A 12,350-nucleotide genomic window follows, 5' to 3' on the forward strand; every position below is an offset into this window, starting at 1 on the left:
GCGTTAGGCCCCGATCAGCTCGCCGTAGCTTTCGGACGTCAGCAAGGCGTCAATCTCAGCGGGGTTGGAGAGCTCCATTTTGATGATCCAGCCGTCGCCGTAAGGGTCGGAATTCACCGTTTCGGGGCTGCCGTCGAGCTTGGTATTGATTTCCACTACCGTACCCGAAACCGGGCTGAACAGATCAGAAACCGTTTTAACAGCTTCCACGGTACCGAATACGTCGTTTTGGGCTACCTCTTTGTCGAGCGTGTCAATGTCTACATATACAATATCACCAAGTTCCTTCTGGGCGTGGTCGGTGATACCGATGTAGGCAGTGTTGCCTTCCACACGAATCCATTCGTGCTCTTTGGTGTACTTCAGATTGGCGGGGAGATTCATACGGGGGTGTTTAGGAGGGAAGAATACCGACGCAAGGCGTCCGGTGCCAAAAGTACGTGTTGGCTTGCGAAATGGCTAAAGGCAACGCCAGGCAAATAAGCGCCGGAGCAAAAAAACAGCCACCGGCTTCGGCAGAAGCGCGGTGGCTGGTACTGAGCAAGCAAAGAAGGTGGGTGGAATCTACTGCGAGAGGCTATAACGGAGCTGAAGTCCTCCTTCGGTGGCGGAGTTTTTGAACGAGTTCTGCACCCGGGGCTCCGTGACGGTGCGGGAGAAGAACAGCTGTAGATTCAACCGCTGATTCAGAATATAGTCTATCGTTGGCCGCAGCTGCAGCTGCCGGGTTCCGTTGGTTGTCAGACCCTTGGGGCGGCCAGGGTTACCGGCGAGCTGCTGGCCGGCAGCATCGAAAATAGGGTCAACTACGTCTTCGATGGTGCGCTGAATAGTCGTATTGTCCCGAATCGATAGATCGAGGCGCGCCGTAAGCTCATTGCGCAACACGCGCTGCTCGCCCCCAATGCGGAAAGGAATCTTCAGGCGGTTGGTGGCATAGCCAAAGCCGATTACCAACTCCTGCGAATGAAGTTCCATTACCTGCGCGTTGGTCGTGTTCAGGGTAATACCCCGCTCGGTGCGCAGTTCCAGGCGGCCGGTTATTTTCTGCAGCGTCTGGAAGTTAACGCCAATCAACGGGGAAAGCCGTTCCGCAATGGTCACCTGCCCAATGATGTAGTACGGAATGAATTGCTTGTTTTCATTGACTAAATCGGGCAGGAAGCCGGGTGCGGAGCCGTATTGCGTGGAGGTGGTATAGCTAGCCACTGTGTAGGTGGAAGCATAGGCGTGGTTCAGGGTGATGGAGCGGAAATAGCGCTTCACGAACGGTAGCTCGGCCAGCCCATTATAGTCGATGCGCCAGTTCGGGATGGGCAGTAGCGCGAAAGGATTGAACTTCTTGGCTTTGTACCCATCGGACGAGCGGCCCTGATACGCGTCGATGAAGGAAGGAATCAACACATCCTGCGCATTGTAGCCGTACTGATGGTCTTTGTCGCTTCTGGGGTTGGCATCCTGCAGCCGCTGGCGTACCGTGGCCCGGTTGGCTACGAACCGGTCGAAGGCCTTGGATACTTCCCCATTCGCAGTCCGGTCGCCAAAGAGCGTTTGTACCGAGATGAAGGAGGTCGTAAAGGTACCCGTATTCAGGGGCAGCAAGGGAGCCAGGGAGCCGGGAGCAAAGTCGCCGACCCGGGCGTTATACGGTTCCAGCGTGGCGGTATCAACGGCCAGGCGGTAGAACGTTTCGCGGTTGCGCACCAGCTGCCGCCGGCCATCAAGCTGGATGTTGAAGTCACGGAAGGGTTCCAGGGCAGTGCGGAGGGTGAGGTTTTCGGTTAGCAACGAGCTGAGCGGCGTGTTCAGCAGGTCACTACGGTTGGTGTACCACCCCCGTGAATTCGCCCGGTCGTAGAGCTCTTGCAGGCTAGACTGCTGACCCAGGATGAAGGGCAGACCCGGTGCGGCAAAGTCGCTATCGAGGCCAAACAGCCGCGTGCCGGGCAGGTAGCCGGGCAGCAGCGTGCCCGTACTCCGCGAATAGGTGAAGTTCAGGGAGCGGGCCGTCATCAGGGAGCGGAGCACTGCTTTGAGCACGCGTAGCTCCGGGCCCTTGGCCGAATCCTGGGCGCTTGCCGGAGCCGGGGCCTTGTCCTGGAGCTGGCCCAGCGCTGGTGGCGGCACGGTGCCTTTACGACCAATGCTACGGTCTGGCGGGGCTGTCTGTGGCGCGTTGTTGATGATGTTGAGGAAGCGCACCTTGTTGTAGAGCTTCACCAGATCGATCTTACCATTGGCACTGAGTTCAGCATTGTTCTGGATGGTATTGCCCAGCCGCACGTCGATGGTTTCCAGGCTGTCGGGCTGAGTGGGGTACTTGGGCGCCCGCAAGGCCGTGGAGGCAGCTTGCCAGATATAGTTGGCCGAGTAGCGGGTATCGGCCGAAATCCAGTCGGTGAGCGGAAACTTATCCAGGGGCAACCGATACGTCAGGGCCACGGTCTGGGTGAAGTTGGTGGTACGGCCGCCGCGCCGGAACAGGTTGTCGCGCAGCTGCTGGCGGTTTGCCCTGGACACCGGGTCGTTGCCCAGCGTAGGACCGGCATCCTCATCAATCACCGAGCGGTTGTTGGCGGTGTAGTCGAAGATGAGACTTTTAGTCAAATCCCACTTCAGGTCATAAATCCGGTTGAAGAAGAAGCTCTTCTGATAAATCGGGGCGATACCGTCGATGGTCGGGACCTGCCCCGGCACCTGCGTGCGCTGCAGCTGCCGCTCGTTGTAGCGGCGGTCCAGATCGGCCCGGAAAGCGAAGCGACTCGGCAGGGGGGTGAAGTTCAGATCCTGTAAAATCTTGAAGTAAGGCGAATCCAGCGCCTTGATCTTTGCCAGCGGCGTGTAGTTTTTGGGCGTCATTTGGTACACGTAGGCCAGCGCCCCGGTGTAGGTTTTGGTGAAGTCCCGGTCGGTGCGGATGTCGGTGTGCAGCCGCTCGGTGAGGGCATAGCTCACCGCGAAGTTCTCGATGTCGTACGGGCGCACCTTCTTTTCGAGGTTAGTGCGCTCCTTCCGCACGTTGAGTAGGCTGATGCTCCGGCTACTGGTCTGGTCGATTACTTCCTTGCGGTAGGCCGTTTTTTCGGAGGCCGACTCAAACTTCTCCAACGACTGCTCTAAGCGGGTGTCGGGGTCCAGCGGGTCATACTTGGGGCTGCGGCTTTCCTGGCCGGCCTGCACCAGCACCGGGATGCGCAGGCCCAGCTTCTCGGGCAGCAGCTTGTCGGCGGCTACCGCCGCGTTCAGGTCGCCGCGCGTGATGTTGTCGAGGGAGCGTTGGGCCACCTTATCCTGCAGGCCGCCGAAGCCCACGGAAGTGAAGCTGCCGGTAGCCGTGATGTTAGCTAAGTCGGCGAGCTTGGTGTTGAAGCGGGCCGTAGCGGCCCAGCCGTTTTCGCGCTCAAAGTCAAACACCCGGAACTCATCGGCCCACAGGCACAAGGATTTGGTGCTGTTGTCGTCCAATGGATTGAGAATGCCAATCATTACACCTTGCACGGCACTGAAGTCGGGGTTGCCCACAATGGTAATGGTGGCCCCGTTGGGCAGCTGCTTCTCAAAGGGCGTCAGCAAGTCCTGGCCCAGCCGGTTGCGGGCGGCCTTGGCATCAATAAACTCCTGGAAAGAGATTTGTACCTCGTTTTCCAGCGGCCAGATGTCCCGCTCGTTGGTTGCGCCGGGCCGCGTAATGGTGAGCGGCAGCGAGTATTCGTAGTAGTTCTGGGTGTAGTCGGTGCCGATGCGGACGAAGGCCCGCACTTGGCCGGCCGGGCCGTTTCGCACGGCCGGGTCTTCGCTCTCGGCGTGCAAAAACAGCCGCAGCTGCTTGTAGCGCAGCATGCTGATGTTGATATTCTTGTAGGCTGCCTTGCCAATGCCATCGGCCAGGCCTTCCACGCAAAGGCGCAACGACTGCTCATTCTGCTCCCGGTTCACGGTGCTGGAGCCGTACTCTTTGTCGCGCTGAATGTTGGGCGGCAATACATACGGAATAGCATCGGTTCCGCTGACGCCGGCAATACCATTTTCCTCGATGCTAACGGTCGAGATGGTGAATGGCGTCTTGTCGTCGCCGCAGTTGAAGCAGGGCGCTCCCGGCTGCGAAATCGGGCTCAGGAAACGCCGCCACTGGTTGGCCACGAACTGGGGCTGCACCATGCGCAGCACCACCGGCTGCTCCCAGCCCGTGAGGTACATGCGTACGAAGCGAATTGACTTGTAGCCAAAGCTGACGTTGCCGGTAGTGCCGCGCACGTTGAGCGGCTGGCGAATTGGAATCCGGAACTGGTACCACGACACCTGGTCGCCATTAATGGAGTTGGTGGTTTTGTCGACGATGTAGTTCTGCCCCACTTCCAGCTGGCCGGGCTTGATGGACATGCGCCACTCGTAATAGCGTTCCGTGTCCGAAATAACGTTGTCGCGGTTCAGGTCTTCCTTATCCGGGAAGGCTGTTGAGCTGAGCTGGCTGTTCTCCTGCGAGTTACCCTGCATGCCGTTATATTGCTTGTAGCGGCCCAGAATCTTGGTGTTGCTGGCCGAGTAGAAGTCATCGAGGTGGTGCCGGAAGTTATCGGCCGATGGGTCTTCCACGGCCGTGTAGGCCCCCGCGAAGAAGCTGCGCTCCTCGTTGTCGTCCAATCCTTCCAAGCCGATATCCTGGCGGGCGCGGCCACCGGGCGCGGTGTTGAAGGCATCGGTCAGGAACTGCTGCCGGGTAACGCGGCCCCAGTCGGTGGGGCGGGTATCCTGGGCTATGTTGGCCGGATCGGTTGGCAGGCCGTTTTCGAACTCGTGCTGGTTGCTGTCGCGCAGCACGTCTTCCGACACGGAGCCCAGATTCAGGTACAGCTCCCCGCCGGTTTCGTTGTTGGTCGGCGTATTCTCGGAGTCATTCACCTGCCCGTTGGCACCCTTGATGAAAGGGTCCATGAGCCAGAACTCCATATACTCGACGTTGGCGTTGTCGAAATCGGTGTCGAAGGTGATTTCGCGGCTAATGCCGGCGTAATGCGACCGGGCATCCGACGTGAGCCGCTTGCCGTCGGTCGATACATCGGGAGTATAGTTGTACTGACCCCGCTCCTGCGGAAAATAGGCCAGGTCGAGCGAGTATTCAAATCCGTTGCCGGTAGCGCCCACGTCGCGGTTCGGAAATATCTCGGTGCGCTCGATGCCCCGGGTGTAGTGGTTTTTGAGGTCTCCGTCCCCAATGTTACCCGGCTTGCCGGGGCCGCCGGTGTAATAAATCTGGTCGACGGTGTACCAGGCGAGCTTGGCCCGATTGAAGGCGTAGCCGAGGTTGGGATTGATGTTCGGGCTAGGAGCCGGAATCAGGGGCAAGGGCGTGGCCGCCAGCCGCCAGGCGGTAGCGGCACTCACGCCGCCCAGGGAGTAGGGCGTGCGGGCGTTTTCGAAATCGTCGATATACGACACGCCATCTTCGCCGCGCCCGAGCTTCGACTTGCCCGGCAGCAGCTGCGCCACTTCCGCGCTGAAGGCCACCGACGACGGCTCTTTGGTCGAAATCAGCGGCAGCATATCCAGGTACTTGGTCAGCGCTCGCGACTCGCGCCGCATGTTCACGTCGAAACCGTAAATGGTATTGTTGCCGGGTTCGTCGCCGATGTTCACGCGGTTGATGCCCGGGGCCTGGTTTTCCAGCAAATGCAGCACCGTAGCGCCGAAATTAATATCCTGGTTCAGCCGGTAGTCGAAGCGGGCACCGACCAGCCTGCGCGGCTGCACCTGCACCAGGGCGTTTTTCTCGAATTCCACCTTCAGCTCATTGGCCGAGTTGAGGTAGCTCGGGTTCAGAATTTTCACCTTCGCCTGATCGTAGAAAACCTGGTAGTCGCGGCCTTCTTCGAGCAGCGTGCTGCCCGAGCGCACCCGCACCGAGCCTTCGGCAATGCCGATGCCGGGCAGCGAAATCTCGTCGGTGGCCGTGGCCTGAAAGCGACCCTTTAGGAAAAACTTATCCTTCTCCTGGCGCTGCTGGGCGTCGCTCTGGGTTTGGGTATATAGCTCCTGGTACACGTATTTGCGCGCCAGCTCCCGCTCGCGCTGGGCTAGGCCCAGGTCCATGCTAGCCGTGTCAAACTGGGCCCGCAGGAAGTTGCCGAAGGGCTCTACGACCGGGAAAATGATTTTGCCCAGATCAGGGTCGATGGTGGTGCCGGGGAAAAAGTCGAAGTTGCCGTCCGGGTTCTGGTCGTTGTTGGGGTTCACGTTATCAAGGTTCAGCACCTCGATAAGCGGCTTGTTGGCAATTTTCTGGCCTTCCTTCAGCGAGATAAGGTCTACGCCGGTCGCGTCGTCCTTATACACGATTTGAAGCTGAAAATTGTCGCGGTTGAGCTGGCTGGCGTTCAGGGGATAGACGTTTTTCATCATCAAATCCCAGGTCGGCAGGTTGCGCGTGCGCAGGTTCTCGTTCACCGGATTTACATTCGGATCGGCTAGCCCCACGCCGGGGTTGGTGGCCTTCAGCATCTTGAGGTAGATTACCTGATCCTGGCCAATCTGCGAGTAGTCGTTGGCTACCTCGCCCACCTTGTAGGTCTGCCCATTGTAGGTGTACTGGTACGATACGGCCAGCACTTGCTCGGGCAGCAGCGGCGTATTCAGCGACAAATAGCCCAGCTGGGCATTGAAGGTGTATTCCCGCGAATTCAGCAGCCGGGCGCGCACCCGTTCAAAGTCCACGGTTTTTACCAGTTGCTGGTCGCCGGAGTATCTGGTCTGGAGGTAGTTGTCGACCGACTCGTTGTTGCGGGCCAGCGTGCCACCGGCCGTTACGACTTCCGCAAACTCCCGGTTCGCCTGGTTGCTGGCCGGAATGCGGCGCTGGTCGGCGGGGCGCAGCTGAAACTGCGGCCGGTACACGCGCACCGGCTCGGCCACGTCCATCAGCGCCACCACGTTGCGCAGGTTGTCGCTCTGGCGGTTGTCGTTGGTGACGTAAACCTCGATGTAGTTGATTTCGATGCCCGACTGAATCGTGGGCAGATTGCGCAGCGTCAGATCGTACCGGTCGCGGAAGAATTGCGACAGGAAGAAGTGCCGGTCTCGCTCGTACTGGCTCGACTTGATTTCGAAGTTGCGGCTCTGGGCTCCGTTTTGCACCCGCACCTCATCGGCCGTGCCGCGCAGGGTGCTGGCCACGGCCGTCACGCCGAGCTTGCCGAACTGCAGCTGGGTTTTGATGCCGAACAGGTTTTGGCCGCCCTGAATCAGCGAGTTGCTCAGCGGCAGGCTCACGTTGCCGAGCTCGATCTTGCGGATGATTTCGGTTTCGTAGCCCGTATAATCGAGCTTCATGTTGTTCTCGAAATCAAAGGCCGCCTTAGTGTCGTAGTTGAACGAGAGCTTCAGCTTCTCCCCGATCTGGCCGGTGAGGTTGAGGTTCATGTTCTGCTCGTACTGAAAATCGCCCACGCGCTGCTGGCGCAGGGTCAGCGTCGGGTTCAGGTTGCGGTTGAAGCGGGCACCCATGCGCAGGGTCACGGCCCCGTTGGGCCGGATATCGACGTAGCTGCCGCCAAACAGGCGGTCGGCCATGGGGCCGAGGTAAATCTTGGGAATCAGGCGGCGCGCCTCGGGCGTGTTGGCGTCGCCGGCCACGCCACCCGCCGAGCGGGCCCGGAAATAGTTGCGGATGGCCTCGCGCTGCTGCCAGTCCGAGTATTCTTTGAACGAAAGACGGCTGGGGTCACGAAAATCGATGTCGCTGCCTACTTTTTCCCGCACGTCGTAGTATTCCAGGCTGTCGTCGGGGGTCACCTGCAGGTTCACGTTCGAGGGCAGATCCAGGAGCAGCGGCGACTGGCGACGCTGGGGACCGAACGGGGAGCCAGGCCGGTCTTCGGGCGCGACTTTGGGCCGCCGGCTAGAGCGGTAGCGGCTCGTGTCGGGCAGAGCCACGCGGGGCGTGTCGGGGGCCACTACCAGGCGCGCGAACCGGCCGGGCTTGGGGAGCCAGGCCCATAGCTGCCGCATGGCAAAGGGACCAGTGCCGGCCGGGGCCGCCTGCGACCACCAGGCCAGCAGCGAGGCAACAACAACGACCGTAATGGTGAGGGACTTCTTACCGGAGTTCAAGTGTAACAAGCAGACGCGGGCCAGGTAAAATTCTAATGAGACTTAAGAGCAAACTTAATTAATTCCTCCACGCTCAGCTCGTTGCCGTGCTTGTGCTGAATCTGGTCCAGGTTTTTCTCGGCGGCGGCGCGGGCGAAGCCCAAAGTCACTAATGCCGCTAACGCTTCGACCCGATTCGTATTGTGTGCCCGGGCCAGCGGCACGGTATCGACGCCGGCTTTGCTCAGCAGCTCATCTTTGCGCAGCTTGTCGCGCAGCTCCAGAATCACGCGCTGGGCCGTTTTGGGGCCGACGCCCTTAATGCTCTGAATCGAGCGAACATCCTCCTGCACGATGGCGTGGCGAATTTCGCCCACCGACATCGACGACACCATCATAATGCCCGTGCCCGGCCCGATGCCCGACACCGAAATCAGGTGCATGAACAGTGCCTTCTCGTTGGGGTCCAGGAAGCCGTAGAGAATGTTGGCGTCTTCCTTGATATGCTGGTAGGTATAGATCTTGGCCTTTTCGCCCTCCACCGGCAGCTTCGAGTAGGTGGCCAGGGAAATCTTAATCTCGTAGCCCACTCCATTCACGTCCAGAATGGCCATTGTGGGGTCTTTGTGGGCTAATTTTCCGTCAATGTAGGCAATCATGCGGGCAAGCTAAGGATGAAAAGCGGAACGCGGCCCGTCGGAAGCAACCTCCCAAACAGGGCTGTCCCGGTGTGCCGTAGGGAAGGGCCGCGCGGGGAGCAACACGAAGTTCCCGGTTTTATATCCCAAAAATACGGGCTTTTTCCACTAAAAAACGGGATGTTTCGGCCGCAGAGTCCCGGCAAAAACATCCCGTTTCTAGGATATTTACTAAAAAACGGCGAATAGTGCTCTACAGCGACTTGCTGCTGGTTTGGGCGTCGACCACGGCAATGGCGGTCATGTTCACTATTTCCCGCACCGAGGCGCCCAGCTGCAGAATGTGCACTGGCTTGCGCATGCCCATCAGCACCGGCCCGATTACCTCCGCGCCCCCGATTTCCTGGAGTACTTTGTAGGCAATGTTGCCCGACACCACATTGGGGAAAATCAGGGTGTTGGCCCCTTTCTCGGCCAGCTCGCTGAAGGGGTACTGCTCGCGCAGCAGCTCGGGGTTCAGGGCCGTGTTGGCCTGCATCTCACCGTCGAGCAGCAGGTCGGGGTAGCGCCGCTTGGCTTGCTCGGTGGCCTGGCGGGCCTTGTCGGGCAGCGGGCCGGGGTTCGAGCCGAAGTTGGAGTAGCTCAGCACCGCCACGCGCGGCTCGGTGTCGAAGAAGCGTACCGTGCGGGCTGCCAGGCCGATAATGTCCACCATTTCCTCGGCCGTGGGGTCGATGTTCACGGTGGTATCGGCAAAAAAGAACGGGCCTTTCTTGTGCTGAATGATGTACATGCCCGCCACGCGCTTCACCCCGTCTTCCACCCCGATTACCTGCAGGGCCGGCGTAATGCTCTTGCCGTAGTCTTTGGTGAGGCCCGTAATGAAGGCGTCGGCCTCGCCGGTTTCGAGCATCATGGCGGCGTAGTAGTTCCGCTCGCGCAGCAGGCGGCGGCCTTCGTAGAGCGTGGTGCCCCGGCGCTGCCGCTTCCGAAACAGCAGCTCGGCGTATTCGTCGCGCTTGGCATCCTCCTCCAGAATGTCGATGATCTGGCAGCCGTCCAGGTCGAGGCTGTTGACGCGGGCAATGGCTTCGAGCTTCTTGCGGTTGCCGAGCAGAATCGGAACGGCGATGCCCTCGTCGCTCACGATTTGGGCCGCCTTCAGAATCTTGTAGTTGTCGGCCTCCGCGAATACCACCCGCTTGGGGTTGGCCTTGGCGGCGCTGGTAATGCGGTTCATCAGCTTCTGGTTTACGCCCAGGCGGCTGCGTAGCTCGTCCTCGTAGGCCGGCCAGTCGGTGATGATGCGCCGGGCCACGCCGCTGGCAATAGCGGCTTTGGCCACGGCCACGCTCACGGTCGTTATCAGGCGCGGGTCGAGGGGCTTGGGGATGAGGTAGGCGCGGCCGAAGGTCAGCGTGTTGTCGCCGTAGGCCTTGTTCACCATTTCCGGCACGGGCTCCTTGGCCAGCTCGGCCAGAGCCTGCACGGCGGCCAGCTTCATGGCTTCGTTGATTTCGGTGGCCCGCACGTCCATGGCACCCCGGAAAATGTAGGGGAAGCCCAGCACGTTGTTCACCTGGTTGGGGTGGTCGGAGCGGCCGGTGGCCATCAGGATGTCGGGCCGGGTAGCCATGGCCAGCTCGTACACGATTTCCGGGTCGGGGTTGGCCAGGGCAAACACAATGGGGTTGTCGGCCATGCACAGCAGCAGGTCGGGCGGCAGCACGTTGGCCGCCGACAGCCCCAGAAACACGTCGGCTCCTTCCATGGCCTCGGCCAGGGTGCTGATGGTGCTGCTGGTGGCAAACTGCATCTGCAATTCGGCCAGGTCGGTGCGGTGCTGATTAATCACGCCATCCTTGTCGAACACCGTCACGTTGGCCACGTTCAGGCCCAGCTCGCGGTAGAGGCGCAGGCAGCTGATGGCCGCCGCGCCCGCCCCGCTCACCACCAGCTTGATGTCTTGGATATCCTTGCCCACCACTTCCAGCGCGTTCAGCAGGGCCGCCGACGAAATAATGGCCGTGCCGTGCTGGTCGTCGTGCATCAGGGGGATGGTCATCTGCTCGCGCAGGGCCTTCTCAATCACGAAGCACTCGGGGGCCTTGATATCCTCTAGGTTGATGCCGCCGAAGGTAGGCTCCAGCGACTTCACGATGCGGATAAACTCGTCGGGGTCGGTGCAGTCGATTTCGATGTCGAAGCAGTCGAGGCCCGCGAATTTCTTGAACAGCACGCCCTTGCCTTCCATCACGGGCTTGGCCGCGTCGGGGCCGATGTTGCCCAGGCCCAGCACGGCCGTGCCGTTGCTGATAACGCCCACCAGGTTGCCCTTGGCCGTGTATTTATACACGTCTTCCTTGTTGAGGGCAATGGCTTTGCAGGGCTCGGCCACGCCGGGCGAGTAGGCCAGGGCCAGGTCGAGCTGGGTGCTGACGGGCTTGGTGGGCACTACTTCGATCTTGCCGGCCGGACTCTGGGAGTGGTAATCGAGGGCTTCCTGTTTGTTGATCTTGAGCATAAGGGCGGCGCACTAAGTGAAGGGTTGCGACAAAGCAAGTAGGCAAGTTGGGGCGAAAACCGCCGGAATCAAAGCCGCCTCCCGCTTGCGCCGGCCCCCGCCACCCACCGCCCGGCGCATAAAATTCACAGCAGTGCCCATGAATTTTATGCGCCGTCGGATGATTTTCCTGCGGCTGCGCGTGAATTTCATAGAAGCTCCCGTGAAATTCATGGGCAGCCGCAGGAAAATCACGGAAGCTCCCGTGATTTTCGCGGCAGGTCGGATGAAGCTCACGCGGTGTTCCGTGAAATTCAAGGCAGGACGCACAAAAAACACGGGGCGTCGGATGAATTTCATCCGACGCCCCGTGACTGGAAGGAGGAACTGGGCAAAAAGCCCGTCATGTCGACCAACGGGAGACATCTCGCATATACTGTTATCTGATTACTGTAGCACGCGCGAGAGGTCTCCCGTTGGTCGATATGACGTTCTAAAAGCTCCTTACGCCTTGGGCGCGGCGGGCTTGGCTGCCTTGGCCCGGCTTTGCTCGAAGCGGGCTTTGAGGGTGGTGTGGGCATCCTGCGCGCCGGAAATACCCTGCTTGTGGGCCTGCTGCACCGAGTTGTAGAAAGCCAGGGCCGTGACGTAGGCCTCGCTGCCCAGCTTCACGTTGGTGCTGGCCAGGTTGGTGGCCAGGGGCTGCAGCCGCCGCCCAATGCTCTGCAGCTGCTGCCAGGCCTCCAGGTCGAGGCGCAGGCCGGCAATGTCGATGTAGCCGGGGGCGAACTGGGGCTGCTGCTCGGCCAGGTCGAGGGCCTGCTGGATGAAGGGCAGGGAGGCATCACTGGCTTTGGGCAGGCGCTGCACTTCCTTGCCCGTGAGGGTGATGAGCACCGGGGCCAGGGCGGCTTCCAGGGCGTCGAGGGCGGCGCTGATTTTCTGCAGATCAGCGGCGGCGAATGTAATGCGGAGGTTATCAGTAGACATAGAAAAAGGGGGTAAGAATGGAAAAAATAGAAAAGCGTGGGGACCGGCTGCTCACGGAGGGGCCTCACCCCCCGGCCCCCTCTCCGAAGAGGAGAGGGGGAGCCGGATGCCCACTACTCTGGGAGGGGCTCGGGGGG

Annotated in this window: 5 protein-coding genes; all 5 read right to left on the minus strand. The window is 60.3% G+C overall.

Features of this window, described 5'->3' with window-relative positions; translation table 11 throughout:
* Positions 1–3: 3 nt before the first annotated feature.
* Entirely contained in the window at positions 4–384 is a 381-nt protein-coding gene (gene gcvH, locus E5J99_RS06500) for a glycine cleavage system protein GcvH (RefSeq protein WP_135496912.1), read from the minus strand.
* Between the two features lie 180 nt (positions 385–564).
* Entirely contained in the window at positions 565–8,103 is a 7,539-nt protein-coding gene (sov, locus tag E5J99_RS06505; protein ID WP_245318746.1) for a T9SS outer membrane translocon Sov/SprA, read from the minus strand.
* Between the two features lie 32 nt (positions 8,104–8,135).
* Positions 8,136–8,741 carry a Holliday junction branch migration protein RuvA gene (gene ruvA / locus E5J99_RS06510; protein ID WP_135496913.1) on the minus strand — a complete coding sequence of 202 codons (606 nt, stop codon included), beginning with the start codon at positions 8,739–8,741 and terminating at the stop codon, positions 8,136–8,138.
* Positions 8,742–8,973: 232 nt separating this feature from the next.
* Positions 8,974–11,244 (minus strand): NADP-dependent malic enzyme, encoded by a 2,271-nt coding sequence (locus E5J99_RS06515; protein ID WP_135496914.1) that lies wholly within the window; start codon positions 11,242–11,244, stop codon positions 8,974–8,976.
* A gap of 483 nt (positions 11,245–11,727) precedes the next feature.
* Positions 11,728–12,213: a hypothetical protein gene (locus E5J99_RS06520; protein WP_135496915.1), complete on the minus strand. Its 486-nt coding sequence runs from the start codon at positions 12,211–12,213 to the stop codon at positions 11,728–11,730.
* Between the last annotated feature and the right edge of the window lie 137 nt (positions 12,214–12,350).

It is taken from the genome of Hymenobacter elongatus (genome assembly GCF_004745955.1).
Taxonomy (GTDB): Bacteria; Bacteroidota; Bacteroidia; order Cytophagales; family Hymenobacteraceae; genus Hymenobacter; species Hymenobacter elongatus.

What these genes read in the sequence shown, in the direction of transcription:
- gcvH (WP_135496912.1), bottom strand. Translation starts at nt 384, where the DNA reads ATGAATCTCCCCGCCAATCTGAAGTACACCAAAGAGCACGAATGGATT.
- ruvA (WP_135496913.1), bottom strand. Translation starts at nt 8,741, where the DNA reads ATGATTGCCTACATTGACGGAAAATTAGCCCACAAAGACCCCACAATG.
- E5J99_RS06515 (WP_135496914.1), bottom strand. Translation starts at nt 11,244, where the DNA reads ATGCTCAAGATCAACAAACAGGAAGCCCTCGATTACCACTCCCAGAGT.
- E5J99_RS06520 (WP_135496915.1), bottom strand. Translation starts at nt 12,213, where the DNA reads ATGTCTACTGATAACCTCCGCATTACATTCGCCGCCGCTGATCTGCAG.